This window comes from Corynebacterium sp. ES2715-CONJ3, from assembly GCF_024814365.1.
Lineage (GTDB): Bacteria > Actinomycetota > Actinomycetes > Mycobacteriales > Mycobacteriaceae > Corynebacterium.
Genome location: NZ_JANUXS010000003.1, coordinates 1 through 26424, shown reverse-complemented (window position 1 = coordinate 26424; position 26424 = coordinate 1). Strand labels below are relative to the sequence as shown.

The window sequence follows — 26424 nt, the reverse complement described above, 5'->3', positions numbered from 1 at the left end:
GACTTTAGCCCGCTGCACCCCGAGACCTTTGATTCACTCGGTGTGTGGCGGGTTTAAAAACGTACGATGGTGCACTGAGCATAAATACAACTCGGAGATAAAGGAGCGTTCACCGTGTCTACTATTGCCACCCCCTATGAGGATCTCCTGCGGAAAATTCTCTCAGAAGGATCTCATAAAGACGATCGCACAGGTACGGGAACGACAAGCTTATTTGGACAACAAATGCGCTTTGACTTAGCGCAATCGTTTCCGCTTATTACTACCAAGAAAGTGCACGTGCATTCAGTTGTTGGTGAATTACTGTGGTTCTTGCAGGGTTCATCAAATGTGCGATGGTTACAGGACAATAATATTCGCATCTGGAACGAATGGGCCGATGAGAATGGGGACCTAGGCCCCATATATGGGGTGCAGTGGCGCAGTTGGCCGACCCCCAATGGGGCTCATATCGATCAGATCTCTCAAGCTCTCACCACATTGAAAAATAACCCCGATTCCCGCCGCAATATTGTCTCGGCGTGGAATGTTTCCGAGCTCGACAATATGGCTCTGCCCCCCTGTCATCTCTTATTCCAGCTGTACGTGGCAGATAACAAGCTTTCCTGCCAGCTTTACCAGCGTAGTGCCGATATGTTTCTCGGGGTTCCCTTTAATATCGCTTCCTATTCTCTACTTACTCACATATTTGCCCAGCAAGCTGGTCTTGACGTCGGGGAATTTATCTGGACCGGTGGCGACTGCCATATTTATGATAATCACCGTGAGCAGGTAGCCCTGCAATTATCCAGAGATCCCCGCCCTTATCCCCAGCTCAAATTACGCACGGCACCAGATATATTCTCCTACACCTTCGACGATATTGCTTTCGAAGGCTACGATCCGCACCCTGTAATTAAGGCTCAGGTGGCGGTGTAGAGATGCTAGGAGCTATTTGGGCGCAAAATCTCAACCGTATAATCGGCGATGGCCTTACCATGCCGTGGCATGTGCCAGAGGATATGCGGTTCTTTAAAGAACAGACACTTAACCACACTGTCATTATGGGGCGCAAGACGTGGGAATCGTTGAGCGTGCGTCCCCTACCTCATCGGGAAAATATTATTATTTCCTCTCGCGAACCCGGCGCGTGGTCGCAGGGTGCCAGGGTGATACACGATCTAGCTCAGCTACCCGATCGTGGCTGGATCATCGGGGGTGGGGAGATTTACCGGCAAACACTCCCCCAGGTGGGTCGCATTGTTCGGACACTTATCGACGCCGATATCGAAGTTGGTGAAAAAGCCGTTCTAGCCCCTGAGATCCCCCAAGATTTTAGACTCACCGATCACACCGATTGGACCATCTCCCGTTCAGGCCAGCGTTATTGTTTTCAAACCTGGGATAGAATAGCAACAGAAATCTTCAGCGACTAAGGATTTGATTCATGAGTTCAACCCCCATCACCATCTACGCCACCTCGTGGTGCCCGTTCTGTCGGCGCTTGCTGGCCGATTTGGACCACAAGAATATCCCCTACACCACGGTTGATGTCGATGCTGATGCCACAGCCGCAGCGTGGGTGGAATCCGTCAATAGCGGCAATCGGGTAGTGCCCACCGTGCTGTATTCTGACGGATCCCACGCCACCAATCCTCCGGCCGGTCAAGTGGCGCGCCGCTATAAGGAGCTCAGCGCCTTATAGCTCTCGCAGGAGATAGATATCCAAAATCCAGCCGTGGCACTGACGGAGATCTTGCTTGAGATCGCGCACCTCGTGACCGATCTCTGAAACATACCCGTGGCGCAGTACCTCCTTATCGGTGCCCAGATAGGCGCCCCACCACATATAGGTCTGAGGGCTAAAATTCTCCAGCCAAGCTGCGTGGCCGTCCAGCATAACCACACAATTGCGGCGCTCTATCTCTCGGGTATCTTTGAGGTTGCGGCCGGTAGTGATATGAATAGCTTCACCAATACGATTGAGAAGCAGTCCATGGCGTGCGGTCAGCACTTGGATAGCAGTAATGCCAGGAATAACATCAACTGCCATCTCTAGCCCCTCGAGCTCCCGCATTTTCTCGATAATGCGCAAGGTGGAATCATAAAGAGAGGGATCCCCCCAGACAAGAAAGGCGATCGTATCGTCCTTGTCTGAATTGTCTCGAATACTTGAGGCCAACAGGTGCGCTCGAGCGCTGTGCCAGGAGCGTACCTCGGCATCATAATTCTTAGGGTTGCGAACTCGGGGAGGATCTTCCACGGAATAGATCGGTGTTTGTGGAGCATGGCGCTCGATGATACGACGCCGAAGCTCTAAGAGATCGGCCTTAGTATCGCCTTTATCGAGAGCGAAAACAGCTCGGGCGCGTTTAAGAGCTGCGCTAGCCTGTAGGGTGAGAAAATCTGGGTCGCCGGCACCGATGCCGATCACGAGAACTGTCCGCATTTATCTAATTCTCATCTTGTGGATCCACTGGATCCACTGGATCCACAAAGCTCTCACGTTCACTAGAGGTGAAGTGCCCTGATAGGACGGTAAAATCAGCCGATATCTGTTGACGTAAATAGTGCTCACATGCCATTGACATCTGTTTAGCGTCATACCGGTTGAGGGTGAGCAAACGAGAGAGCGGATGTCCCTCGTCGTCGATCAGATCAAGGGCGAGATACTGGTGGCCATCCTCCTCGATCATTGATGCTGATACGCTAATTCCTGTAACATCGCGAAAAATCGCCTCGCTGGACATATCTAAACCTTCCTCACACTTCGTCTGCACTAGTTAGTAGTGGTGATTCTATACGGTTCTATGGCTAAGCAAAAGCATAGGCCAGATAGCCACCGGCTGGAATGGCGAGATATTTTTGCTGCTAGGGGTACTAATTATGGCCACTTCTTAGTATTCGGGTACGCTACCTAGATGGTGGGCTTTGACCCAACCGCTGCCCTAGTAGCTCAGTGGATAGAGCACGGCTCTCCTAAAGCCGGTGTCGGAGGTTCGATTCCTCTCTGGGGCACTTTTTTATTCCTAAGAGCGATCCCTAGTGAGTGGGCTCCAAACGATAGCCGGATTTTTAGTATCTATCTCATGGACCCCGCTTCCGTCATCTCCTTTATGCGTGAACAACAATCGCAACCTGTCTTATTCTGAGTCATTCCTTAACTATGAGGCTTTGACGCTTGGAGAATTCGATTCGTGTTAACCGCGTGGGCCCCTTGGTGTGGACTCGATGTGCAGAATGCACCCCTATCGTCGGCCCTCATATCTGCCGTGCTCATTCGGCTAGGATCACGGAGTCCTAAGGGCGCAGCCATAATCTTTGCCGTCTTGTGACTTTGCTTAATTTCCTCCCCCCCCTTTATCGCAGCTTCCGAGAACGCAGGGGTACAGGTGGCAATGCGAAATTAACAATGGAAGAGATGACATCCAATACCGCTAGAAGCACGAAGTTCACATTGCCCTTGACCGGGTGCGCTGTCTGTAGCACCATCCAGCCTTAGGGATATTCACCCGTGCCTGAGAAATTGGCTTGATTCTTATTATGAGATTTCTCCGGTGATCACATTAAAATCAATGCAATGCAGAATTTTCTGGGTGATTCAGAACCCGTCCTCCTGGCCGCCGGCTCCGTGGAAACCAGCACGCTTGTCTCCTTCGCGTGGATCATGGCTGCGGCCTCCTTAGCCCCAATATTGTCTTGGCTGACCGGGAAGCGTATTCCAGCTGTGGTTTTGCTTATTGGTTTGGGAGCTCTCATTGGCCCTCATGCCCTTCACCTCGCTGATATTGAAGGTGGAGTTTCTTTACTTAAAGATCTGGGCCTAGGGATGCTCTTCTTATTGGCTGGATACGAGATCAAGGTGTCAACTGTACGCAGCCGGGAAGGATTCACGGCCTCTGTTACATGGCTCGCGTGTATCGCCCTCTCTTATATAGGCGCTAATTATATTTTAGATTATGGCACATCGGCTACTGCAACGGTGCTCGCAATCGCAGTGACATCGACGGCCGTAGGCACGCTCCTGCCCATCATGAAACAACAGGACATGCTGGATACTAATGTAGGCAAGTCGCTGCTAGTGCATGGCGCTATCGGCGAGATCTTCCCTATTTTCGCTATGGCTCTGCTGCTTTCTACCCGCACCACCTGGCTAACCGCCACGGTACTGCTTTCATTCTTCGCGATTGCGGTGCTCATCGCCGCAATTCCAGCGACAGTAAGGAATCTAGTTCCATGGGTGGGCAGAGCTATGATTAGCTCAGCGAGCGCAACGAATCAGATGGTATTGCGCGTAGTGATTTGGATGCTCGCCATATTGATGGCGGTCGCAGCCGCTTTCCAACTCGACGTAGTTTTGGGCGCGTTTGCAGCTGGTTTCATCCTGCGTCAGTTGGTGCCGAAAAAATATCGCAACGCTCTTGAACAGCGTCTCGATGTCGTTGGGTACGGTTTATTAATTCCCGTTTTCTTCGTGTGCTCGGGTATGGCAATCGACACTGCCGCCGTCGTCGACAACCCCATGCGTCTAGCGATTCTCATTCCGGTCATCTATATCGCGCGCGGGCTACCGATTTTACTTCGCGAGATTTTCTCCAATACTGGCTCCGGGCTCGAGACAACTCGAGAGAAAATCCAGCTCAGCTTATATGGCGCGACCGCGCTACCCATTATTGTGGCCGTCACCGATGTGGCGACAACCTCTGAGATCATAAGCTCTGCCAACGCTTCAATTCTGGTGGCGGCAGGTAGCATCACAGTGCTACTTTTCCCTCTACTGGCTCACCTGTTGGATAAATCCAACTCGCAACAGGAACAAACAGGGTAGTTTTTTAAGCGTTGAAAGTGTTAAAGTCTTGAACCAGTGTGATCTATTAGCATCACTGATAAGGAGCAATATGTCTTTCTTTAACACCCGCCTCGTCAAGGCTCTCGCTCTCAGCGCCGCCATCAGCATAGGCTTTTCACCCCAAGCATTTGCTTTGGGACCCATCCAAGCAACCGTTCTCGACTATTCTGCTGGCGTTCCCTCGGCAGCTGCTGTAAAAGCCAGCGGTGCTGCGGGCGCTGTCCGCTATGTCTCCCGCCCACGCCCCGATGCACTCTGGATGCTAGGCAAACCCGTTGGCCTAAGAGAGACTCGTGATTTTGCAGCGAACGGTCTCAGCACCGCTTCCGTCTATCAATTTGGCAAAGGCCCCACAGCGGATTGGCGCCAGGGAGCATACGGCGCGGCAATCCACGCGCCGCAGGCTATCGCTTTGCACAAGGCTGCAGGGGGACCGACTGGTCGCCCCATCTACGTAGCCATCGACGATAACCCCACATGGGCAGAGTACGATCAACTCATTCGCCCCTACCTTCGAGCTTTCCAAGAAGCTCTCTTATTAGGGGGCTACAGCATGGGCGTTTATGGCAATTACAACACTATTGAGTGGGCCAGTCGCGATGGACTCGGATCCTTCTACTGGCAGCACGACTGGGGCTCCCAGGGACGTATCCATCCCCTCACAACCATCCACCAAAAGGCCGGTCAACAACGTACTGTGGACGGAATTCTCGTTGATGTCAACAATGTTTATGCTCGCGACTGGGGTCAGTGGCGACCGGGCGACCGCGGAATCCTTCTCCCCCAACCACCGGCGCCACCTCGCGCTGATCTGGGACACGCTCTTGCTGGTTTAAGCTCGCACATTCCAGGTGCAGATCGCTTCCCATTGCCACATGGGGATCAGATTAATCAGGCTCTTCAAATTGTGCGGCTGTCGAGCTAGTCGATGTCGCTAACGGAGCATCGATAAGCTGCATGCGGACGAGCTTGGTCAGCTTGTCCGCATCACCGTAACTGCTGGCCACGACCACAAAGTCAGTTCCAAAAGATGCGGAGGCGTGGATGTCTTTTTCATTAGACCACGCAAACTTAGTTCCTTCCACTCCCGGAAAAATAGCGGTACCAAAGTTTTGACTCGTTCCGTCCTTAGCGGTCGCTGCCGTGTCTCGCATCGCTCGCAGCACCGGCGCCTGCGGATTATTAATGAGCACCTGGGCAAGGAAGTAGGCAACGTCGAAAGTACTCGTCAGCGAATATCCCCACTGAGTATTCGCTTGGGTTGATTCGAGACCGTATTTTTTAATCACCCAATCGATGGATTGCGGATATTTTTCATACAGATCCGTGGCTAGATCGTCATCGGAAGTTCTAACCATTGACCTAGCCCGGGGGAAATCGCTTGTATCGCCACGCTCGAAAATATATTGAGCGATATAGAGCTTGATCAGACTGAGAGCGGGACGGGGTGCGCGCTCATTCACAGTCCCGATATGACCGCCTTCGGCGATATTGACATAGGTAATTTGAGCGCTGAAATTATCTTTTACTGGATCTCCCAGCTGAGGGACCTGAAACCCTTTGAGATCAAGCCATCGCCCTTCGTGTTGACGTCGGGTTAGGGAGGGTTGATCTGCAGGTTCGCGGGTGCAAGCCCCGAGGCATAGTCCGACTATGAGTAGCGGGCCTATGACCCGGTGTGGCCATATACCGAAGCCCTTCCTGCTAGCAGAGGTTAAGAGCATTTCTTCATTCTATTGACGGTATATGAGCACTTACAAACGGCCGTGATTAAAGCCTTAACAGGGTTATTTTTGGAACCTTAAGGCTCTACCGCGATACTAGTGATCGACCGCCGCTTCGACTCCGACGCCAGTTAGAGAGCGGACTTCCATCTCCGCCTGAAGGTGATCGAGGTTATCTGGTTTGCCCATAAAAGTTCCAATAATGCCGGCTAAGAAGGCCAAAGGAATCGATACTATACCTGGACTGTTGAGCGGGAAGTATGCAAAGTTGACGTTCTCCCCCAGCATGGAATTCGCCGATCCCGAGACTGCTGGTGAGAAGACTATAAGCAAGACGGCCAGAGCTAAACCTGTGTACATAGAGGCTACAGCACCTGTGGTATTGAATTTCTTCCAGTACAGCGAGAGCAATATGGTAGGTAGGTTTGCCGAGGCAGCAACTGCGAATGCAAGAGAGACTAGGAAAGCTACATTTTGCCCCATGGCAAGGATACCCAGAGCTATCGAAACCGCGCCAATGATGACAACCGTTATGCGCGATACCCGTACTTGCTCTTCTTCCGTGGCTTCTCCATTGCGAAGTACCCCATTGTAGATATCGTGAGCGATTGATGCCGAGGCGGTAATTGCGAGTCCCGCGACAACAGCTAGGACGGTTGCAAAGGCTACTGCCGAAATAATCGCCATGAAGAACGGGCCAGCGAGTGCCAAAGCAAGTAACGGAGCGGCTGAATTGGCTCCCCCAGGTGCGGCAAGGATCCGGTCCGGTCCCACCAGAGCGGCAGCACCGTATCCAAGAACCAACGTCATCAGGTAGAAGGCGCCGATGAGGATGATAGCCCACGTAACTGAGCGCCGTGCCTCCGTTGCGGTAGGAACGGTGTAAAAGCGCATGAGCACGTGCGGGAGACCGGCTGTACCCAGGACTAGAGATAGTCCGAGGGAAACAAAATCAAGACGTGAGGTCGCAGTCTGGCCGAATTTTAACCCTGGTTCCAGAATCTGAGACGCTTCGTAACCTTTTTGGGCGAGGGTGTCTGACACACGATGGGTTTCTACCGCCATGTCCATAACGGCGGAGAGACCACCCTTGATGGAGATAAAAACCAAAATCGACATGCTGCCCACGCCAATAATTAGAAGAACAGCTTTGATCATTTGCACGTAGGTGGTGCCCTTCATGCCCCCAATGAGCACGTACAAAATCATGACTACTCCCACCGCTGCGACTACTATCGCCTGTTTTCCAAAGTCGTGGACATCAAGCAAGACTGATACCAAGGATCCCGCTCCGGCCATTTGAGCGATCAGATAAAACAGGGAAACGAATAGGGTGCCAAATGCCGCTGCCACCCGTACTGGCTTCTGGCGGAGACGGAAGGAGAGCACATCGGCCATCGTGAAACGACCCACATTCCTTAAGGGTTCAGCCACCAGTAGAAGGGCGACCAACCATGCAACAAAGAAGCCGACAGAATAGAGGAATCCATCATATCCATTGAGCGCTATCGCACCGACGATACCTAAGAAGGAGGCAGCAGAAAGATAGTCACCCGCAATTGCGAGTCCATTTTGTCGTCCAGAGAAGGATCCACCACCGGTATAGAAGTCGGAGGCCTCCTTTGTAGACCGCCCAGCTTTTAACACCACCCCCATGGTTATAACAATGAAGATGATAAAGACGGAGATGTTGAGCACGGGGTTTCCGGTTGAAACGGTTTCAGCTACATATAATATCTTCATTTTTTAACCCTCCATACGTGAACGGATTGCTGCAGCCTGGGGCTCAATATTCCTATTGGCATAACGGATATACACCCACGTGATTACGAAGGTGGTAATAAACTGAGCAAATCCGAAAATCACTCCGATATTCACATTCCCGTACACGGGGGTGGCCATAAAGCTCGGCGCATACGTAGCGGTTAGGACATAGGCGATGTACCACACAAAGAACGCAAGCGACATAGGGAAAGTAAAGGATCGATAGGTCGACTTGAGTTCCAGGAATTGGCGGTCTTTTTGCATCTCTACAAATTCTTGGGCGGTGGGCTCGCGCCGCCTAGGCATGGGCTGAGCATTCATGGTGCACTCTCTTTCGCATCACAGCTTCGCGTGCAAATACCGAGGTGGGTCTTTTGACTGCGGAGCTATATTATTTTCGGTCGATTGGGGCCTAAGGCTGAGCTTTTACTACGCGGAGCCGGAATATTTGAGAATTTCGCGTGTGCTAAAACTCTGGCGATGTGCGGCTTGACGTCTAGGTAAATTTTTAGAAATAAGCCACAACAGCAACACCATGTGTTGCCAGTCACATGTATATATCTTCGCTTCCTAACCTACCCAAACTTCCCCCCAATAGCCGCAGATCCTGAATTATTTTCACTATCTTTTTTATCTACTACCCCCGACCTCCTCGCTTTATGCAAGATTTTAGCTACCCCCGCACCCTAAAAAAACCACTGTTCTGGAATCGACAATTTTGTTAAGCTACTCTTCCTTTGCGTACAAAAAACCCGCATCAGCTTTAGCGATGCGGGTTTGAAGAATTCGATTTAGCGGGCGTCTAGCAAATCAATCACAAAGACAAGGGTACGTCCCGCAAGTGGATGGCCGCCTCCAGCAGGGCCGTACGCAGCCTCTGGGGGAATAACGAGTTGGCGCCGACCTCCCACCTTCATTCCGGGTATTCCCTCTTGCCATCCAGCTATCAAGCCGCTTAAGGGGAATTCAATGGATTGTCCGCGGTCCCAGGAGGAATCGAACTCCTGGCCGGTTTCAAAATCTACGCCCACATAGTGCACTTCAACCATGCCACCAGGCTGGGCTTCTGCTCCATCACCTTCAAGAAGGTCAGTGATGACAAGATCTTCAGGGGCTGCACCTGCGGGGACTTCAATAACTGGTTTTTCCATGGAAGCTGTATCTCCTTCAAGCACGACTACTGTCGATGGGTTTTGGTTCTACGTCATATGAGGTCTTAGTTGATAAATTAAGGCCCCACTGGAACCTTTCCCGCTTATTCTAGCGGTAAAGTCCAGCGAGACCTTAATTATCCAGTAATTTCTCAGCGCTCGGAGATAGGTGGAAGCGTGCGATTCACCTCGCCAGTGTATATTTGGCGTGGTCGATTAATCTTTGTTGAGGTGGCCAATTGCTCCCGATACTGAGCAATCCAGCCAGGCAACCGGCCGATTGCAAAAAGAACCGTAAAGAAATCGGTATTAAATCCCATGGCTCGGTAGATTAGACCCGTATAGAAGTCAACATTCGGGTACAGCTTGCGCTGAATAAAATAATCATCCTTCAGTGCAATCTCCTCTAACTTCATTGCTAGATCGAGCAGGTGGTCACCGCCCAAATGCTCGAGAATCTCGTGGGCAGCATCCTTAACAATAGCGGCGCGTGGATCGTAGTTGCGGTAGACGCGGTGTCCGAACCCCATCAAGCGAACGCCTTGCTCCTTATTCTTCACCCGGTTCATGAAGTCTGTTGCGTCTCCACCTTGGGCGTCGATTTCTTCGAGCATCTCCAATACCGCCTGGTTAGCACCTCCATGAAGGGGGCCAGAAAGGGCATTGATGCCACCAGCAATGGCAACAAACATATTGGCTTGAGCAGATCCGATCATCCGAACCGTCGATGTGGAGCAGTTCTGCTCGTGATCGGCGTGCAGAATCAGCAGCTTGTCCAGAGCACGAGCCATCACCGGATCAACCTCATAAGGCTCAGTTGGATAGCCAAACATCATCCGCAGGAAGTTTTCGCGGGTATTGAGGGAGTTGTCCGGGTACATAAACGGTGCGCCCTTGGATGCACGATACGCCTGGGCTGCCAGCATAGGCACTTTGGCCAGCAGCCTCACTGTGGCCATATCAAGTTGCCTCTCATCCAGTGGATCCAATTGATCCTGGTAGTACGTCGAGAGAATATTCACCGAGGATGCGAGCACCGACATGGGGTGCGCGTTGCGCGGGAAGATGGAGAACTGGTCTTTAAAGTCCTCGTCCAAGAGCGTGTGATGGCGAATTTCATTTTCGAAAGCGTCGAGCTCCTCTTGATTCGGGAGCTTCCCTTTGATCAGTAGATAGGAAACTTCACTGAAATTGGCATTCTCAGCGAGGTCAGCAATATTGTAGCCGCGATAACGAAGAATTCCCTCTGCGCCGTCGATATAGGTAATCTTCGATTCCGTTGACCCAGTGGATACATAACCCGGATCGTAGGTAACAAAACCAGTGTCAGCGAGCAGGTTGCCCAGCGCGATGCCGTCATTACCCTCATGAGAGCGAATGATGTCAAGTTCATATTCTCCGCCTGGATATTGAAGAACGGCCTTATCTTTGTTGGTAGTCATAGCTTCCCTTTCATGAAAACTCGTTGTGGTTCCCGGCTCGTTAGCTCCACCCTCACACTTCGCGACCCTCGCAGAGACTTCGTGAGCAGCAGGAGGCTGGCCAAATAAGTCACACGAGTTCTTACAACGTGCCAATTCCACAAGAGATTGGATTGATTCTTTTGGTTGAAAAGGATCTTCACCTACATGCCTTGCAGAGCGGATTGCCGTTTCCCAATATTCTAGTTCAAATATAGCGAGCACTTCTTCTATGGAGCCACAACCTCAAACCACTCCACCCTCTAATCCTAGGCGCTGGCGGGTTTATCGAGCTGTGAGTGACGCCAAAATATTAAAAAGTGGCCTGGTGCACATTTTAGCAAAAATTGTGATATGAACTACCTTTACCCCCTTTATTTCACTAAAACTAGGCAAAAAGGGAAGATCAACGTCCTCTAACTACCCCCGTTAAGGTAACGGTTATGGCTGAAAGATTTTTCCTCACTTATACCCCACTAGGGCACGAATATCGGTAATCTGGAATTTCTACTCCATGAGTATCCACCCGCGAGTATCTACCCGAAACCAGAAAGCAGAAATATGAGTGAGACACCTAGAATCCCCGCACACCTTCTTCCTCACGATGGGCGCTTCGGCTGTGGGCCGTCAAAGGTGCGGCCCGCGCAGGTTGATGCCGTGGCAGCTGGAGCCCGCACCGTTCTGGGTACTTCGCACCGCCAATCTGCGATCAAAGACATTGTCGGGAGTATCCGCACCGGCCTAAGCCAACTATTCAATCTCCCCGAAGGCCATGAAGTCATTCTTGGCTTAGGTGGAGCGACTGCCTTTTGGGATGCCGCCACCTTCGGTCTCATACGAAAAAAATCAGGACACTTGGTATGCGGTGAGTTCTCCTCTAAATTCGCGACCGCAGCCGCCCAAGCCCCGTGGCTTGATCAGCCCGCCATTATCTCTGCTGAGCCAGGCAAGATCCCCACACCGGGCTCTCATGACTTTGACGGATGCGATGTCATCGCATGGGCGCATAACGAGACCTCCACGGGCGCTATGATTCCCACCCATCGCCCCGCGGCCCCCGAAGATGCTCTGACTGTTATCGACGCCACCTCAGGTGCTGGCGGTCTACCAGCCGATTTGAACGCGGTTGATGTTTATTATTTCTCCCCTCAGAAGTGCTTCGCTGCGGATGGCGGGTTGTGGATAGCCATCATGAGTCCTCGCGCACTCGATCGCGTTGAGGAGATTGCCAAGTCGGGTCGCTATATCCCTGAGTTCCTCAATCTCAAGACTGCAGTGAACAATTCCCGCAAGAACCAGACGTATAATACCCCGGCGGTGGCCACCCTTATCATGCTCGCTGAACAGGTAAAATGGATGAATGAGCTGGGCGGACTCGATGCTATGGTGGAACGCACCCGCCGCAATTCAGATACGTTATACGCGTGGGCCGAGAACCACCCTCATGCCCAACCTTTCGTCAGTGAGCCTTCACACCGCTCCCTTGTGGTAGGCACGATTGACTTCGACGACAGCGTCGATGCTGCAGCGTTGGCGAAAATCCTGCGCGCACACGGCATTGTCGATGTGGAACCTTACCGGAAGCTAGGCCGCAACCAGCTTCGTGTGGGATTATTCCCAGCTATTGATGCGGCAGATATTCACCTTCTCACCCAAGCGATCGATCATATCTTGGATCATCGCTAATCTTTGTGGCACTCAGCTCCTGCGTGGAACTCCAATACAGGAGGTGGGATGCGATAAGATTGGGTGGATACGCACCTCAGTATGTTGAGTTGAGGAACGGGGACTTTCCCCCGATCCTCAACTCGGATACATCACCGATTGGAGAGCCGCAACTATGAAAGAACTCTTCTTCAATGAGTCGGAATCGACTCCCACCTCATTGGTATTTACCGATAAGGAAACGGACGAGCAGTTTTTTCTGGCGGTCACTGATTCCCTCCTCGCAACTGTGCAGCCCAGCGAGAAAATAAAAAAAGAGCTCCCTGACAACGATGACAAGGCTGAGAAGCCTTCCCGCGGGGTCGACCTACGGACATCTTCACCGCTAAAAATGCGCCCGAGAGAGATCCAAGATCGCATCCGCGCTGGCGCCACGATCGAAGAGGTTGCTGAGCTAAACGGCGTTTCTCCCTCTCGCATCGAGCCCTATGCACATCCCATCATTGGTGAGCGCAAACGCCTAGCCGACATGGCCAAGCAAGCCTACCCCGTCCGCGACGATGGCCCTGCCAAACTCACGCTGTGGGAAGTCCTTGCTACTGCTTTCGCCGCCCGCGATATGGATCTATCTCAGGCAACGTGGGATACTTATCGCGATGCTGCCGCCCAGTGGGTCGTCACGTTGACGTGGCAATCCGGCTTAGTCAGCAATATTGCTGAGTGGAGTTATCTGCGTCATTCCTCCTCTCCTGCCACCGCTGTTGCACGCAATGGGCTCGCAGCAGACCTCATCAATCCGAGTTTTTCTCAGCCAGTCCGCTCCTTGAGTCCCGTGAGTTCGTTGCGTCCGGCTGAGACTTCCCAAGAAGATCTGGAGAAAACTGATACCTTCGAGGAACTCAGTGGAGATGAATTGCTGCAGCATCCTGATGGGGAAAAGCCAGAGAAACGACGTCGGAAAGCAGTAACGCCGCACTGGGAAGATGTGCTGTTGGGAGTTCGCACGAATACCAAGCGCCCCCGCAAATGACCGTAAAAAGGCTTTCCCGCGACGTGGTACTGACCTTGTGGTACGTCACGAGCGCCAATCCAGAAAAGGTCATTAGCGCCTCACCGCGTGCTGATCGTGGGTTCGGAAGAAAACTGCTCGCCCAAATTTATCCCACACTACCTATAACCCCAATCGGATCTTTTAGCCTAAACCATTCAACGCATCCCTCTCGCGATGAGTTTTATATTGCGGCCTTCCCAGGATTGGGTCTTATGCAGACTCTCGTGGCTCATCTAGATCGATTGGAAAATGTAGACCCACGTTTGATCGCAGCAATACCTGCTGCGGATATATTTGTAATCGCCACCGATACCGCATCAGGTTATGCCGGTTTCGCACACTGGCATGGCACAACGCTCAAGCGGGCATTTAGTGCCGAGCCCGACCGCATTATTGAAGATAGCGGTCTCGTAGAGCCCTTCGAAAGTCCATATTGGGCGGGAGAATTCAGCTCCGGTCAGGGTGGGATCCTACTCCCCTTTGCTCCTCTCGATTTGGCATTAGCTGCGCAGAGAGCGTGGCTCGGGTTCGACCCAGTCTCCGCCCCCAATATCAACGTGGTGGGTTATGCCACCGATGGGCGCCCAGAACCTCCTCCGGCTCCACGAAAGCCAACAATCGGCGAAATCGCGCAACAGTCCACCGCAAAATTGGGGATCGGCGAGGTTTATCGAGATTACGATGATTACGAAGATCCCGACGAGGAAGCAGAGCTTGACGACGACCTAACGCTAAGACTCGGTCAAGCTGCTCGTGGCTCATTCAGCTGGGCGCAGAAATCGGCCGTGCGTGCTCATTTACTCTACGACGCGTTTGTGGAAAACCTCGGAGAGAAGCTGCGCTACTCCGATCGGCTCACGCCATCGATAAAGAATTTTTTCTCATCCTTAAAAGCTCAACAATCTGAAGAGCCCGACGAAAAGGCTTGAGAGCGGACTCTCTCGTAGAGTGCAATGGCGGCTGCAGTGGCCAGGTTAAGACTATCAGTACCCGGCGCCATGGGAATACGAGCTCGAATATCTGTTGCCCGCATGGCATGTTCCGTTAAGCCTGGGCCTTCAGCTCCCACTAAGAGTGCAATCTTTTCATAGGGCTGAGCATGTGAATCATAAAGCGCGGTGGCTATATGCGCAGCCTGCGGGTCTGGGGTCAGGGAGACGAGGTGAAAACCTTGTTCTCTCAACTGCTCTAGTCCCCATTGCCAGTTGGTATAGCGTCCCCCGAAGTGGGCGAACGGGGTACGCAGGACGTGTCCCATCGATACCCTCACCACGCGGCGGTATAGCGGGTCTGCGCATCCATTGCCAAAGAGCACCCCATCGACCCCCATCCCCGCCGCGTTGCGAAAAATTGATCCAATATTCTCGTGATCGCCGACGCCTTCCAAGATGACGAGTGTGCGCGCATGCTCAATAACGTCCGATACGGCAAGTGGGCTGGGTCGGTCGGCGGAGGCAAGGAGACCGCGGTGCATATCGTACCCCGCTAATTCAGCGAGATCATCGCGCTCGATTGCATAAATAGGAATATCTTTGACGAGTTCAGGGATATGATCTTGGGCGAGGAAATTGTCCACCTTCGATGGGAACCCTATTAGGCTCCGAACTGGAAATCGGGAGCGCAAGAGCCTTTCTATCACCAAGGGTCCCTCGGCTATGACGAGGCCCTTGGCCCCCGGAATATCGGGGCGTTTATCGGAATGTTTGAGATCTCGAAAATCGGCTACCCGCTCATCGACAGCAGAGTCAATAGGGATGATGTTCACATAAGTCATAGCCATTGAGGTTACTCTCTCGAAAAGATAAAAGCCGCCTACCACTTATGTGGTAGGCGGCTTTAATAAAGGGTTTTAGCCAACGATCTGCAACAGTGGTTCCGCTGCAAAGTAGATAAGGAACAGGGCCGAAACGAGCCACATGATCCAATGCACACTCTTTGCTTTTCCTGCTGCGGCTGCCATGATGACATACGCAATGAAGCCCACCCCGATTCCATTAGCGATGGAATAGGTAAAAGGCATGATGACAATAGTGAGGAAGGCCGGTAGCGCGATATGGAATTGGGAGAAATCGATATCGCGAACCTGTGCGATCATAAGCGCACCCACCACGACCAACACTGGGGCTGCCGCTTCGATAGGAACAATGGAGTAGAGCGGGGTGAGGAACATAGCCAAGAGAAAGAGAATGCCGGTGACTATATTTGCTAAACCAGTTCGGGCACCATCGGCAATGCCTGCTGCGGAATCGATATAAACCGTATTGGAGGAGGCTGAGGCTCCACCGCCAACGATGGCACCTGCGCCTTCCACGATCAGTGCCGCTCGTAGGTTAGGAAGATTTCCTTTTTCATCGGTAAGTTCAGCCTGCTTGCCTAGTGCTGTCATGGTCCCCATTGCGTCGAAAAAGTTGGCCAGCACAAGGGTAAAGAGAAGCAGTGTGGCCGCCAGCGCGCCGACTCGAGTAAAGGCTCCGAAGAGGGAAATATTGCCGATGATGGAAAGATCTGGAAGTCCACCGATAGTTTCGGGCAGAGTAGGGACTGCCAACGACCAGCCAGTTGCTACGGGTTGCCCGTCGACAAAGGATGGGCCGGCATGCGTGAGAGCTTCGACAACCATTGCGACAAGTGTGGTGGCAACGATTCCGATGAAGAGCCCGCCGCGAACCTGGCGTACCACCAGAATTCCACACAGAACGAGGCCGATCACGAAAACAAAGGTGGGCCACGAGGCAATCGATCCCCCGGAGCCGAGAGTGACGGGAACTGTCGTGCCTGCGGCATCTGGTATACGGCGAACGAAACCAGCGTCGACGAGTCCGATCATGGCGATGAACATACCAATACCTACACCCATAGCTGCCTTGATCGATGCCGGGATGGCGTTGAAAACTGCCATGCGGAAGCCAGATACGGCAAGCAGGACGATGATAATACCGTCCAGGACAACCAGCCCCATAGCCTCTGGCCAACTGAGGCCCTCTACGCTGACCATGGTTACCGCCACTAGGGTGTTAATGCCCAGACCGGTAGCGATGCCGAAAGGATACCGAGCGATCAAACCGAAGGCGATGGTCATAACGCCTGCGGCGAGAGCCGTAGCGGCTGCTACTTGGGGTACTCCAAGAGTAAGCCCCTCAGAATCGGCAATGGTACCGATAATGAGGGGGTTTAAGATGATGATATACGCCATCGCGAAGAAGGTGACGACGCCAGCGCGGATCTCTGTGCTGATTGAGGAACCCCGCTCCGTGATGTGAAAAAAGCGATCTAGTGGGGAGGCATTCTGCCCCACAGCGGTTTCGGCCATATTCTCTCCAGAATGGTTGGGCTAGGTAACTATCGATTGCACTCTCACTATGTGAAAAATCACTTTTGAGGAGTGCACGTCTTAAACAATCCCATTTAAGCTGCATTGTTAACAAATGATCAGGAGAGAATGTGAGATATATTACATAAGGGTTATACCGGCTCCGGCCGGAGTGCTCTTTCACATCACCCCACCGCCTACGTGCGCACCTCCACCTCGACGAGGGATTCGTCGTCGAAAGCGGGTGTCTCTACCCGCTTTTGAGTTTGTGGGGTTTCCACTCCCGAGTGCGCACCGCATCCATAGTCTTTGGCCACCACCTGATCGTGCGCTGAGTATTCATTAGCGCATACCCCGAAATCAGGCCCTAATGGGTGAGCGAACGGCAGATAGAATGCGCAGCTCCTGCACGGGTGCGGGGCTTTTTGTGCATATTCAGTGTCCGGTCCCCACTCTCCTTTGTGCCAGCGTTGCTTCATGGTCTCCAGTTCTATCGCAGCAAGCTTTCGCTGTCCTGGCGCAATAGCCTGACCGGTTAAGAGAACCGATTCCGTATCCTTATCGCTTAAGCGGGGATCTGAGGGAGCTGGAGGCATGAGATCCCCAGGGCCAAGATCGCCGGGCTGCACTCGATCGTGGTAGGGAACCCATTCAGGGGCTTTAAGAGCCTCCCCTCCACTGACGAGACCAAGTTCGGAGATAGTTACCCAACGGCTACCAGGTGCGGCAGCAACCACCACATTCCATTCCCACCCAGGATACCCAGGGACGGCAGCTTCGAAACAATGCGTGGCACTATTATTGCCAAGAGCCGCAACCCCAATATGGCTTCCTACCTCGCCTTCGTCCAGTTCCTCAAGGGCGCGACGGGCGATCGATACTGCTCTAGCACTCAATAACAGCGGAGGGGTTCTTTTACGTGACACACCTCTATTATGGCCTATAGCCGAGCAAGTCTGCGCAAATCGAGCCGTGGTGGGGCATGATAATAGCTATGACGAGTAGTTCTTATTGGCGCGGTGCCTTCGCGAGTATAAGTGTCTTTGCAGCGCTAAGCTCGGGGGCCTGCGCCCCGTATTCTGCTGCCCCCATCGAGTATCAGCACGTTGAAATTCTTCATACCTATCCATTCGACTCCACCACCTACACCCAGGGGCTGGAGGTTGATGGTGATCGCCTCCTGGTTAGCGGCGGACAGTACAATCGATCCCGAATTTACTACTACACACTCGACGGCGTCAGTACTCATAATCAGCCGCTCGACCCAGAGCTTTTTGGCGAGGGCGCCACACGATTTGGCGATACGGTATGGCAACTCACGTGGCAAAGCGGAATTGCCTTTGCCCGCAACGCAGAAAGTCTCGACGTTACTCATACAGTGCGTTACCCCGGCGAGGGGTGGGGTTTGTGCTCCTACGAGGACTATATGGTGATGAGCGACGGAAGTGACACTCTCAGAATTCTCGACGGAGAGAGCTTCGCAGAGCGCGATCGTATTTCCATTACTCGCGATGGTGAGCCGGTAAGTATGCTCAACGAGCTCGCCTGCACAAAGGAGTCCGGAACTCGATATGTCTATGCAAACATCTATTTAAGTACTGATATTTATAAAATTGATCTCGACCATAAGCGAGTGGTCGCCATTATCGATGCCTCGACGGTTCCAAATCGCACCAGCGGCGATACCGATCATGTTCTCAATGGTATTGCTAATATCCCCGGCACTGATCGCTTTTATATCACGGGTAAGCAGTGGCCCGACCTTTATGAGGTCCGGTTTAGCAGTGAGCCAGCCTAGGAGGATTTAAAAAATATGCGCCCAAAGACGAAAAAAACCATTGTTCAGGTAGCGGGGCTTGGTGTGGCGGTTCTCGTGGTTCTCATCACCTCAATAGCCTTTCAAAATTGGTGGAATAACCGCCCCGGTACTGCGCCGGAGGACCTCAAAATACAGGCTCAACTGGGAAGCGAGCGCTTCGAAGTTCCCCCGTATAGCGTATGCGAACTTGGAGAGCCCTGCCGAGAAGACAGCCCCACTCTCAAAGATCTTAGCGCCGCTAACGAGCTGGTTGTTGACGTACCTCGAGATATATACGACCATGACTGGACAGTCTTGAGTATCTACGACGACCCAGCCCACAACAGTGAATTCTACTTCGGCCCCTACGAAAAGAAGCATATCGAAATCCCCACAACCAATAGTGATGCCGAGCTATTAGTAGTGGAGATTAAATCCGTACTCATCGGCCGCGACGCCGACGGAGCTGAAACTCCGCTGAGCGTGGTTTGGTCTGTTGGCGCAACGAAAAAGCCCGCCTCCTAAAGATCAGACGGGCTCTGTGAGATTAGATCTCAATGCTAGATATCGAGCTCAGCAGCGACAGCTCGCAGAATCTCAGCAATACGCTTGCCCTCTTTACGGTCAGGATAGTGACCCGCAGTTAATTGCGGCAACACCTTACCGTCAAGGAGATTCACGAGATCAGCGACCACGGATCCCAGCTCCTCGGCGGAGTGCTTACGCTCAACGCGCTGCGGCTTTGCGTGTACGCGAGGTGGATCAATAATAGCGACGCGGAGGGCTTGCGGGCCCTTTTTGCCAGATGCAAAATCGAATTCGATTCGCTGACCGCGGTGAAGTTCAGTGACGCCATCTGGAAGAACAGCTTGGCTAACGAAAACGTCTTCAGATCCCGGGTTGGATACAAAGCCAAAACCTCGTTCGGGGTCGTACCATTTGATCTTGCCAATAGGCATGACACTCATTCCTTCCTAAATTTTTTAAGCTCAGCCGCCTCCGCGGGACACTGGTTCTTCAGTCTAATCTGCGAGGGTCAAAATAGATAGACGAAAGATACTATTCTAGCGAAGGCTGAAGCCTGACGCTAACCCCCTAAAGGAGAGAGCTGTAGTGGCCCCAAGATAACGAATCAGCAACAAATATTGCGACTACCTAACTCTCGCCACGACTTACCCGAAAAGTGCTGCCTACAAGCCACGATAGTCCACCCGAGGCCACCTACGAGAAAAAGTAAACAGTAAAACGTGACAATTTCGTTATAAATACGCTAGGCTGATTGACCAGAACCTTTGCAGCTCTGGTTTTTCCAAACATAAGTACGATGTATACTCATCAATTCTTCGATGATCTCCACCACTCCCTTGGTCTTTGCTTGGATCATCGAAATGCCTTATGGAGAGAAATCTACGCTCAGAGGACCAAAAAGACAGCTGATCCTCATTGGGGATCATGACCACTTTAATGACATTGCAAGCACACCAAGGGAAGTACTGGCTCGAAAATCAACAGCCAGTATCAGGAGTAAGCTAACCGCTTTCTCCCCACAACCGGTGGCCACTGAGAGGATACCCAGAAACTCATGGCGAAACATGCCCGCAAGACCGCTACACCGCTGAAGAAACTAGCCGCTGGAGCCGCAGTAGTAGGAGCAACCACCGTCATCTTCGCTCCAGCAGCCAATGCTGCTCCTGACTCCGACTGGGATCGACTAGCCCAATGCGAAGCTGGAGGCAATTGGTCCATTAATACCGGCAACGGTTACCACGGGGGGCTGCAATTCTCCCCATCGACCTGGAGTGGTTATGGTGGCGGCGAGTTCGCCCCCTACGCCTACCAAGCAACCCGTGAGCAGCAAATCGCGGTCGCTGAGCGCGTGCTCGCCGGCCAAGGCTGGGGTGCGTGGCCCTCCTGCTCGTCTCGCCTAGGACTCAACGCAGCTCCTACCCCCCGCACTATCGTGGCGGATGCTCCAGCTGTAGTCCAAGAAGCTGTAGCCCAAGCAGAATTCGCGGCTGAGCGCGACGGCCAAAACGCGGAATCCTTACCAGTTGACGCGCTCTATAACCTCATCGTGGCTCGCCTCGCAGAATTTGGTCTCACTGTTCCCCCGCAGATCGAAGCTCTCTACTACTCCTTCCGCGTAGACCTCAACGCCTTCTATAGCGCTAACCGTGAGCTCATTCACTCCATCTTCTAGGAGCTCGATGTAGCCACAAAAAAAGGGCACGACTGCTTATTGAGCGGTCGGGCCCTTTTCTGCTGGGAAATACTATTTGTTGATACGCGTATAAGGATGAACGTAGCCGGTCTGCTCGGCTGGAACAGGAAACTCAATATCGCCGAACGGACTGTTGGCACCAGCAAATTTCGCGATAATATCCGTTACATAGTGGCCGCCGCCTGGAACCTCGGTGGGCCAACCTGGATCAACATAACCTTTTTTCTCCATATTTGACATACTTCTCATTTTGGCAAATCTTCACCAAAACCGCACCTTTTCAACAGCTACAATTGGATTTCACCATGAATTCTGCCACCCCCACACCACCATCTCTTGAAGAGTATCTCACCTCCCTCGACGATGATGAGTTGAGTGTTCTTTTTTCCAACCGCCCCGATATTCTCTTTCCGACACCCCCACATATTCGTTCTCTGGCTGGCCGTTTGAGACTTAAACAGAGTATTGTGCGCGCACTCTTCCAGCTCAACGCGCGCGAGATCGCAGTTCTCGAGGCTTTGGATACTTTAGGAGGCGATCTTCACGCGGTACCCGAAGAGGATATGAAAAACTTACTAAGCCCTTATATCGAAGGGTCTTGGTCTCTCTCTGAGCTCATTGATACCCTCAGCAGCTATCTTTTAGTAATCCCCACTGCTAACGGCATAGCCCTAGCGGAGTCCGTGGCTGACTATCTTCACCCTGTGGTTCGCGTTCTGGCAGAAAAAGATAGCGATGATTTCGCGACAACGGCTCTTAAAGTGTCGGCTCTTGATCACATATCGCTGAAGATCCTCACAGCCCTCGCGGCTCCGCAGGCTACGGGAACAACCCGCGATGCGCACCCTCATGCCGATCAATCCAAACCAATACCCCGCCTAATCGCCGACGGTCTATTGGTGCGGCGAGATGATACTACAGTGGCTTTGCCTACCTATGTGCGCCAGATTCTCGCAGGTCACCGGTTTATACCCCTAAGCTCCCCCAACAGTCACTCACAGCCTAAACTCGACTCTCAGCTAGCGGAACAGGCGGTTGCAACCGCTCTTGATATCGTACGATTATGTCGCCATACAGTGGAGTACCTAGACACCACACCCGTTGCGCTATTAAAAAATCGCGGATTAGGAGTACGCGGTGAACAACAACTGACTCACATCCTCCACACGAGTCAAGGCATTGTGCATACCGTCGTGGCTCTTCTTTTTGGGGCACGCCTTGTTGTCACCCACCACAACGAGGAGGGTGGTTTGGAATTGGCCAATACCGAGCGCTGCGCAGAATTCCTCGAATCGCCCTTGGCCACTCAGTGGGAGATGATCTGGCAGGGCTGGTGGCGGGCAGGGGCCTTGCAACACTGGATAGCAGGCACTAAAGATGATAAGGGACAATCAATCCGCCTCAATAGCGAAGAAACTTGGGATGAAAAGCTTCCCCCATTACGACGGCAATTTTTTAAGCTCTTTGGCGATACCGGATTAACTCGAGCACATATCTCAGCGGAATTAGCTTTTCGCCATCCTTATCAACAGCTTGCCTACGATGATCAGTTTATCGATGAGCTCATTAACGAAGGCCTTTCGATGGGGGCTCTCATCCACAGTGACGGATTCTACTTCGCTGCTCCTGCGCTTCGCAGCATTGACAAGAACTTCGCTGAGCTCCTTGTCGCGCTCACGCCTCAGGAAATCAGCTATCTCATTCCTAATAGCGATCTCACTTTGCTCGCCCCGGGTCCTCTCGAATCAACGGTGCACCGCTCTATTAACCTTTATGCTGACCTCGAATCCCCAGGGCTTGCTAGTGTATATAGAATCTCGGAATCCTCTCTGCGTCGAGGCTTCGACGCTGGGCGCAGCGCCGCTGATATCAGGAATTTCTTCACGACTCACCTTGTCGGGGAGCTACCCTCAGTAATCGAATTTCTCATCGATGATATTTCCCGCACCCATGGGCAGATCCGTGGCGGGGTGGCCACCAGTTATCTCCGCATCGACGATGCTGTGCTTCTTACTCAGATTATTGCCAGCCCAAGTATCAAAAGGCTCAGCCTCAGTCAGATAGCACCCACAGTCGCGGTATCGTCAGCGCCGCTAGCCCACGTTATTGCAGCCTTACGGGCGGATGGCTACCACGCCGTAGCCGAGGATCACCACGGTTTAAGCGTCGATATCAGGCCTCAGCGTGAACGCCAGGAAACCCCTCCGGCTCCACGATCAACACCTAGTCTCAGTGAGGATTCCATCCTCAAAGCACTCCAGGCACTGAAGGCTTCTCCGCCCTCGCACTCTATCGGGTCCGGGGAGGCATCAATAAGCGTGGTTCACAAAGCGATTCGCCATAAATTAGACCTTATACTTAGCTATGTCGATGCTGCAGGTATCCAGCACTCTCAAGAAATGAGCCCCATTGCGATGACCGCGGGTCATATCTCAGCCATTGAGAAAGTTACCGGGGAGCTAATTCGTATCCCCGCTCATCGCCTCAGTGCAGCGCAGATCATACACGGCGAAGGAAAAACGGATGACTAACGGATCGGGCCCCCTTATTGTCCAGTCAGACAAAACAGTTCTACTCGAAATTGACCACCCTAACGCCGATGTTGCTCGGGCTGCCCTTGCCCCATTCGCCGAACTCGAGCGCGCCCCTGAACATATCCACACCTATCGCATAACGCCCCTTGCCCTGTGGAATGCCCGTGCCGCAGGATTCGACGCTGAGCAGCTTATCGACGTCCTCGATAGCTACTCGCGTTTTCCGATCCCTCAAGCACTCCTGATAGATATAGCTGAAACAATGGCTCGTTACGGGCGCGTGCGGATCCTCGATCATCCCGCTCACGGTCTCATACTTGAGTCTGAAGATCTTAGCGTGCTGACGGAGATCACGCGGCATAAGAATATCGCACCAATGCTGGGGAGCCGTATTGATTCAGAAACTATTGCCGTCCACCCTTCCGAGCGCGGGCGCTTGAAGCAAGAGCTCATTAAAATCGGGTGGCCGGCCGAAGATCTTGCCGGATATATAGACGGGGAAAGTCACCCCATCACGCTACAGACCGGCGATTGGAATATCCGCGATTATCAGAAGATGGCCGCAGCCGCCTTTTATAACGGGGGCTCAGGTGTCGTAGTGTTACCTTGTGGTTCGGGGAAAACCATCGTAGGTGCCGCGGCTATGGCTAAGGCGCAAGTGACCACCCTTATTTTGGTCACTAACACCCTTGCAGGGAGGCAATGGCGCGACGAGCTGCTGGCGAAGACCTCTCTCACTGAGGCGGAGATCGGTGAGTATTCCGGGGAAAAGAAAGAGATTCGACCCGTCACCATAGCCACGTACCAGGTGGTGACACGCAAATCCAAGGGCGAGTATCGGGCTCTCGAACTCTTCGATAGCCGAGACTGGGGCCTCATCATCTACGATGAGGTCCACCTGCTTCCTGCCCCGGTTTTCCGTATGACTTCCAATCTGCAATCACGGCGTCGCCTCGGCCTCACAGCAACACTAATTAGAGAAGACGGGCGCGAGAGCGATGTCTTTTCACTGATCGGACCCAAGCGCTATGATGCCCCTTGGAAAGACCTTGAAATGCAGGGGTTCATCGCGAGCGCAGAGTGCATTGAGGTCAGAAGTACCATGACGCACGATGAGAAGATGAGCTACGCTATCGCCGAAACTAGGGAGCGCTACCGCCTCGCAGCGTGCTCGGAGAGCAAAACCTCAGCGGTGCGAAAAATTCTTGATTTCCACGCTGGGGATCCAGCCTTAATTATCGGCGCTTTCGTCGAGCAGCTTGAGGAGCTCAGTGAGAAACTCGGAGCGCCGCTCATTGACGGGCGTACCCGCACGAGCCGACGAGAGGAACTATTCCAGCAATTTCGCGAAGGGAAAGTGCCAACACTTGTGGTGAGCAAAGTTGCGAATTTCTCTATCGACCTTCCTGCCGCCCAGGTGGCGATTCAGGTCTCGGGTACCTTCGGATCCCGTCAAGAAGAGGCGCAGCGTTTAGGGCGGTTGCTCAGACCTAAGGCAAACAAGCAATCGGTGCACTTCTATACAGTTGTCAGTCGTGACAGTATTGACGCCGAGTACGCGGCGAATCGGCAACGCTTCTTAGCAGAACAAGGCTACGCCTACCGGATAGTCGATCTTCAAGACCTCGATGAGCTCTTGCCTCAGATTGCACCACGGAAAGAAGGATAAAGATGCAAAAATTCTCGTTTAGCGTCGACGAACAGTATGCCCGCAAACATAACGAGCTGCTGCGCGATGGATCGCGATTAATCAAAGCGGCTCTATTAGCCGTCGTACTCCTGATAGGCCTAATATTCGTGGTTGACTATATAAATCTTGGTGGTTACGCAGTCGTGGCCAAGATCGTTTTAGGTGCTCTAGCGGCTATGAACGCAGTGCTCGTTTTCGTTCTACCTAGAGCTATTGGCAGCGCCGAGAAACTTTATAATAGCTACGAACTGTGCGCCGCTATGATCGCGGAGGTTAATCCACGTGACTGCGTCCTTTTAGCCCTCGTTAATTTAAGCGCACTCGATACCCAGCCACCACAATGGGCATTAGCTACGCGCACCGTTACTGGATTGGGGGACCACACCCGAAAGATCGGTGAGAAAGTTCCTGCGGTAGCGGTGAGTGGACGCAAAGATGTATACGCAAAGGATGCATGGGGCGAAGTCTCCCCTGTGCCTATTACATGGGGGACACCGGACCGGGAGGTAATTGCGCGCGCTAGAGCAGCAATCCCTGAGGAACAATGGAGAGTCTTGGAAGAAAATCTTCACCGTCTTGAAGACGTTCAAGCTACCCCGAGAAATTTGCTCGAGTTAGAGCTTTCATAGCCACCCTATTGGAGATATGGGTGCCCCCCGCTTAGGTATTAGTTGCAGGAAAGAATCGGGACCACTTGAACTAGGTACAGCATCAAGCCGCTAGATCTAGGTCTACCAAATTATCCGGATCCCAAGCCCCCCGAGCTGACGGCGCCATGCTGGAGAATACAGGAAGTTTTTGGACCATTTATTATAGCTGTCGATTAACTCCCTTGAGATCTAAAGCCGGCTGCACAGCTCTATATCCCGAGCCGGTAGAGAGTATACTCTCCACCGAGCAATTAGGCGTTTATTCCCTGGATCTATTACTCCTGGGCCCCTAGGAGTCGGCAAAATGGTGACTACAATAACCGCGAGTTAGTTACTCCGCATCCTGCCCGTATCGACACTAACCATCTGGAATCTTCTAGCCTATTTCAAGGACAAAATAGTCCTGCGCCAGAAATGGTAAGCAACCCGGAACCGATTACGGGTATATGAGACAAAAAAAGGGGGAGGGGATGCGCACAAGCACACAGCCTGCACACAACCCCTCCCCACCATCTTAAGTTTTAGGTCGGCGGTGACTTACTCTCCCACAAACTCCCGTTTGCAGTACCATCAGCGCT

At 52.6% G+C, this 26424-nt stretch carries 26 protein-coding genes and 1 tRNA gene; 15 read left to right on the top strand and 12 right to left on the bottom strand.

Annotated elements, in window-relative coordinates; all coding sequences use genetic code 11:
- The first annotated feature begins 114 nt into the window (after positions 1–114).
- From NXT00_RS04155 to NXT00_RS04145, 3 genes are read left to right on the top strand one after another with little or no spacing between them, the layout of a single operon-like run.
- Positions 115–918 carry a thymidylate synthase gene (locus tag NXT00_RS04155; RefSeq protein ID WP_259158208.1) on the top strand — a complete coding sequence of 268 codons (804 nt, stop codon included), beginning with the start codon at positions 115–117 and terminating at the stop codon, positions 916–918.
- Positions 919–920: 2 nt separating this feature from the next.
- Positions 921–1415 carry a dihydrofolate reductase gene (locus tag NXT00_RS04150; RefSeq protein ID WP_259158206.1) on the top strand — a complete coding sequence of 165 codons (495 nt, stop codon included), beginning with the start codon at positions 921–923 and terminating at the stop codon, positions 1413–1415.
- 11 nt (positions 1416–1426) lie between these two features.
- A complete protein-coding gene (locus NXT00_RS04145; RefSeq protein ID WP_259158205.1) occupies positions 1427–1684 on the top strand; it encodes a mycoredoxin in 258 nt (85 codons plus the stop codon).
- Here NXT00_RS04145 and cobF read toward each other — a convergent pair.
- Both cobF and NXT00_RS04135 read right to left on the bottom strand, forming a co-directional pair.
- On the bottom strand, positions 1679–2428 hold the full coding sequence (gene cobF / locus NXT00_RS04140; RefSeq protein WP_259158203.1) for a precorrin-6A synthase (deacetylating): 750 nt from the start codon (positions 2426–2428) through the stop codon (positions 1679–1681). The two genes, NXT00_RS04145 and cobF, sit on opposite strands and share 6 nt — an antisense overlap.
- Before the next feature lie 4 nt (positions 2429–2432).
- The gene (locus tag NXT00_RS04135) at positions 2433–2729 is read right to left on the bottom strand and encodes a hypothetical protein (RefSeq protein WP_259078386.1); all 297 of its coding nucleotides are present in this window, start codon (positions 2727–2729) and stop codon (positions 2433–2435) included.
- A 195-nt stretch (positions 2730–2924) separates the two neighbouring features.
- Between NXT00_RS04135 and NXT00_RS04130 the strand changes: the two genes are divergently transcribed.
- From NXT00_RS04130 to NXT00_RS04120, 3 genes are all read left to right on the top strand, one after another.
- Positions 2925–2997, top strand: a tRNA-Arg gene (locus NXT00_RS04130).
- A gap of 562 nt (positions 2998–3559) precedes the next feature.
- Positions 3560–4807: a cation:proton antiporter gene (locus NXT00_RS04125; protein ID WP_396124744.1), complete on the top strand. Its 1248-nt coding sequence runs from the start codon at positions 3560–3562 to the stop codon at positions 4805–4807.
- Between the two features lie 70 nt (positions 4808–4877).
- On the top strand, positions 4878–5753 hold the full coding sequence (locus NXT00_RS04120) for a DUF1906 domain-containing protein (protein WP_259158201.1): 876 nt from the start codon (positions 4878–4880) through the stop codon (positions 5751–5753).
- Here NXT00_RS04120 and NXT00_RS04115 read toward each other — a convergent pair.
- The 5 genes from NXT00_RS04115 to NXT00_RS04095 form a co-directional block, all read right to left on the bottom strand.
- Positions 5716–6552, bottom strand: coding sequence for a hypothetical protein (locus NXT00_RS04115; RefSeq protein ID WP_259078390.1), 837 nt, complete (start codon positions 6550–6552; stop codon positions 5716–5718). The two genes, NXT00_RS04120 and NXT00_RS04115, sit on opposite strands and share 38 nt — an antisense overlap.
- A 96-nt stretch (positions 6553–6648) precedes the next feature.
- The gene (locus tag NXT00_RS04110) at positions 6649–8295 is read right to left on the bottom strand and encodes a cation acetate symporter (RefSeq protein ID WP_259078392.1); all 1647 of its coding nucleotides are present in this window, start codon (positions 8293–8295) and stop codon (positions 6649–6651) included.
- Positions 8296–8298: 3 nt separating this feature from the next.
- On the bottom strand, positions 8299–8637 hold the full coding sequence (locus NXT00_RS04105; RefSeq protein WP_259158198.1) for a DUF485 domain-containing protein: 339 nt from the start codon (positions 8635–8637) through the stop codon (positions 8299–8301).
- A gap of 470 nt (positions 8638–9107) precedes the next feature.
- The gene (fkpA, locus tag NXT00_RS04100) at positions 9108–9467 is read right to left on the bottom strand and encodes an FKBP-type peptidyl-prolyl cis-trans isomerase FkpA (RefSeq protein WP_259078400.1); all 360 of its coding nucleotides are present in this window, start codon (positions 9465–9467) and stop codon (positions 9108–9110) included.
- Positions 9468–9619: 152 nt separating this feature from the next.
- Positions 9620–10909, bottom strand: coding sequence for a citrate synthase (locus tag NXT00_RS04095; protein ID WP_259158196.1), 1290 nt, complete (start codon positions 10907–10909; stop codon positions 9620–9622).
- A gap of 579 nt (positions 10910–11488) precedes the next feature.
- Between NXT00_RS04095 and serC the strand changes: the two genes are divergently transcribed.
- From serC to NXT00_RS04080, 3 genes are all read left to right on the top strand, one after another.
- Positions 11489–12613: a phosphoserine transaminase gene (serC, locus tag NXT00_RS04090; protein ID WP_259078405.1), complete on the top strand. Its 1125-nt coding sequence runs from the start codon at positions 11489–11491 to the stop codon at positions 12611–12613.
- Positions 12614–12767: 154 nt separating this feature from the next.
- A complete protein-coding gene (gene sepH, locus NXT00_RS04085; RefSeq protein ID WP_259078407.1) occupies positions 12768–13622 on the top strand; it encodes a septation protein SepH in 855 nt (284 codons plus the stop codon).
- The gene (locus tag NXT00_RS04080; protein ID WP_259078409.1) at positions 13619–14572 is read left to right on the top strand and encodes a DUF6928 family protein; all 954 of its coding nucleotides are present in this window, start codon (positions 13619–13621) and stop codon (positions 14570–14572) included. Before sepH ends, NXT00_RS04080 begins: the two co-directional genes overlap by 4 nt.
- Here the strand turns inward: NXT00_RS04080 and NXT00_RS04075 are convergent.
- From NXT00_RS04075 to NXT00_RS04065, 3 genes are all read right to left on the bottom strand, one after another.
- Positions 14539–15423 (bottom strand): RNA methyltransferase, encoded by an 885-nt coding sequence (locus NXT00_RS04075; protein WP_259158194.1) that lies wholly within the window; start codon positions 15421–15423, stop codon positions 14539–14541. The genes NXT00_RS04080 and NXT00_RS04075 overlap by 34 nt on opposite strands.
- Positions 15424–15492: 69 nt before the next feature.
- Entirely contained in the window at positions 15493–16953 is a 1461-nt protein-coding gene (locus NXT00_RS04070) for an NCS2 family permease (protein ID WP_259158192.1), read from the bottom strand.
- Positions 16954–17150: 197 nt separating this feature from the next.
- Complete coding sequence (locus NXT00_RS04065) at positions 17151–17879, bottom strand: DUF3027 domain-containing protein (RefSeq protein ID WP_259158190.1); 729 nt, start codon at positions 17877–17879, stop codon at positions 17151–17153.
- A gap of 68 nt (positions 17880–17947) precedes the next feature.
- Here NXT00_RS04065 and NXT00_RS04060 point away from each other — a divergent pair, with 68 nt between their 5' ends.
- Complete coding sequence (locus NXT00_RS04060; protein WP_259078417.1) at positions 17948–18751, top strand: glutaminyl-peptide cyclotransferase; 804 nt, start codon at positions 17948–17950, stop codon at positions 18749–18751.
- A 15-nt stretch (positions 18752–18766) separates the two neighbouring features.
- Positions 18767–19276 (top strand): DUF2771 domain-containing protein, encoded by a 510-nt coding sequence (locus NXT00_RS04055; protein ID WP_259078418.1) that lies wholly within the window; start codon positions 18767–18769, stop codon positions 19274–19276.
- Positions 19277–19311: 35 nt separating this feature from the next.
- On the opposite strand, the gene NXT00_RS04050 is transcribed toward NXT00_RS04055, so the two are convergent.
- Positions 19312–19710 carry a cold-shock protein gene (locus NXT00_RS04050; RefSeq protein WP_259078420.1) on the bottom strand — a complete coding sequence of 133 codons (399 nt, stop codon included), beginning with the start codon at positions 19708–19710 and terminating at the stop codon, positions 19312–19314.
- 623 nt (positions 19711–20333) lie between these two features.
- Between NXT00_RS04050 and NXT00_RS04045 the strand changes: the two genes are divergently transcribed.
- The gene (locus NXT00_RS04045; RefSeq protein WP_259078422.1) at positions 20334–20951 is read left to right on the top strand and encodes a resuscitation-promoting factor Rpf1 domain-containing protein; all 618 of its coding nucleotides are present in this window, start codon (positions 20334–20336) and stop codon (positions 20949–20951) included.
- Between the two features lie 72 nt (positions 20952–21023).
- Here the strand turns inward: NXT00_RS04045 and NXT00_RS04040 are convergent, their stop codons facing one another.
- Positions 21024–21212 (bottom strand): hypothetical protein, encoded by a 189-nt coding sequence (locus tag NXT00_RS04040; RefSeq protein WP_259078423.1) that lies wholly within the window; start codon positions 21210–21212, stop codon positions 21024–21026.
- 65 nt (positions 21213–21277) lie between these two features.
- On the opposite strand from NXT00_RS04040, the gene NXT00_RS04035 reads away from it, so the two are divergent.
- From NXT00_RS04035 to NXT00_RS04025, 3 genes are read left to right on the top strand one after another with little or no spacing between them, the layout of a single operon-like run.
- The gene (locus NXT00_RS04035; protein WP_259158189.1) at positions 21278–23503 is read left to right on the top strand and encodes a helicase-associated domain-containing protein; all 2226 of its coding nucleotides are present in this window, start codon (positions 21278–21280) and stop codon (positions 23501–23503) included.
- Positions 23496–25175: a DNA repair helicase XPB gene (locus NXT00_RS04030; RefSeq protein WP_259078427.1), complete on the top strand. Its 1680-nt coding sequence runs from the start codon at positions 23496–23498 to the stop codon at positions 25173–25175. The genes NXT00_RS04035 and NXT00_RS04030 overlap by 8 nt, the downstream gene beginning before the upstream one ends.
- Before the next feature lie 2 nt (positions 25176–25177).
- Positions 25178–25825: a DUF3239 domain-containing protein gene (locus NXT00_RS04025; protein WP_259078429.1), complete on the top strand. Its 648-nt coding sequence runs from the start codon at positions 25178–25180 to the stop codon at positions 25823–25825.
- Positions 25826–26424 lie beyond the last annotated feature (599 nt).

Bases quoted from the DNA above. Each gene is read 5' to 3' on its own strand.
- NXT00_RS04150 (WP_259158206.1), top strand. From the start codon at position 921: ATGCTAGGAGCTATTTGGGCGCAAAATCTCAACCGTATAATCGGCGAT.
- NXT00_RS04145 (WP_259158205.1), top strand. From the start codon at position 1,427: ATGAGTTCAACCCCCATCACCATCTACGCCACCTCGTGGTGCCCGTTC.
- cobF (WP_259158203.1), bottom strand. From the start codon at position 2,428: ATGCGGACAGTTCTCGTGATCGGCATCGGTGCCGGCGACCCAGATTTT.
- NXT00_RS04135 (WP_259078386.1), bottom strand. From the start codon at position 2,729: ATGTCCAGCGAGGCGATTTTTCGCGATGTTACAGGAATTAGCGTATCA.
- NXT00_RS04125 (WP_396124744.1), top strand. From the start codon at position 3,560: ATGCAGAATTTTCTGGGTGATTCAGAACCCGTCCTCCTGGCCGCCGGC.
- NXT00_RS04120 (WP_259158201.1), top strand. From the start codon at position 4,878: ATGTCTTTCTTTAACACCCGCCTCGTCAAGGCTCTCGCTCTCAGCGCC.
- NXT00_RS04115 (WP_259078390.1), bottom strand. From the start codon at position 6,552: ATGCTCTTAACCTCTGCTAGCAGGAAGGGCTTCGGTATATGGCCACAC.
- NXT00_RS04110 (WP_259078392.1), bottom strand. From the start codon at position 8,295: ATGAAGATATTATATGTAGCTGAAACCGTTTCAACCGGAAACCCCGTG.
- NXT00_RS04105 (WP_259158198.1), bottom strand. From the start codon at position 8,637: ATGAATGCTCAGCCCATGCCTAGGCGGCGCGAGCCCACCGCCCAAGAA.
- fkpA (WP_259078400.1), bottom strand. From the start codon at position 9,467: ATGGAAAAACCAGTTATTGAAGTCCCCGCAGGTGCAGCCCCTGAAGAT.
- NXT00_RS04095 (WP_259158196.1), bottom strand. From the start codon at position 10,909: ATGACTACCAACAAAGATAAGGCCGTTCTTCAATATCCAGGCGGAGAA.
- serC (WP_259078405.1), top strand. From the start codon at position 11,489: ATGAGTGAGACACCTAGAATCCCCGCACACCTTCTTCCTCACGATGGG.
- sepH (WP_259078407.1), top strand. From the start codon at position 12,768: ATGAAAGAACTCTTCTTCAATGAGTCGGAATCGACTCCCACCTCATTG.
- NXT00_RS04080 (WP_259078409.1), top strand. From the start codon at position 13,619: ATGACCGTAAAAAGGCTTTCCCGCGACGTGGTACTGACCTTGTGGTAC.
- NXT00_RS04075 (WP_259158194.1), bottom strand. From the start codon at position 15,423: ATGGCTATGACTTATGTGAACATCATCCCTATTGACTCTGCTGTCGAT.
- NXT00_RS04070 (WP_259158192.1), bottom strand. From the start codon at position 16,953: ATGGCCGAAACCGCTGTGGGGCAGAATGCCTCCCCACTAGATCGCTTT.
- NXT00_RS04060 (WP_259078417.1), top strand. From the start codon at position 17,948: ATGACGAGTAGTTCTTATTGGCGCGGTGCCTTCGCGAGTATAAGTGTC.
- NXT00_RS04055 (WP_259078418.1), top strand. From the start codon at position 18,767: ATGCGCCCAAAGACGAAAAAAACCATTGTTCAGGTAGCGGGGCTTGGT.
- NXT00_RS04050 (WP_259078420.1), bottom strand. From the start codon at position 19,710: ATGCCTATTGGCAAGATCAAATGGTACGACCCCGAACGAGGTTTTGGC.
- NXT00_RS04045 (WP_259078422.1), top strand. From the start codon at position 20,334: ATGGCGAAACATGCCCGCAAGACCGCTACACCGCTGAAGAAACTAGCC.
- NXT00_RS04040 (WP_259078423.1), bottom strand. From the start codon at position 21,212: ATGTCAAATATGGAGAAAAAAGGTTATGTTGATCCAGGTTGGCCCACC.
- NXT00_RS04035 (WP_259158189.1), top strand. From the start codon at position 21,278: ATGAATTCTGCCACCCCCACACCACCATCTCTTGAAGAGTATCTCACC.
- NXT00_RS04030 (WP_259078427.1), top strand. From the start codon at position 23,496: ATGACTAACGGATCGGGCCCCCTTATTGTCCAGTCAGACAAAACAGTT.
- NXT00_RS04025 (WP_259078429.1), top strand. From the start codon at position 25,178: ATGCAAAAATTCTCGTTTAGCGTCGACGAACAGTATGCCCGCAAACAT.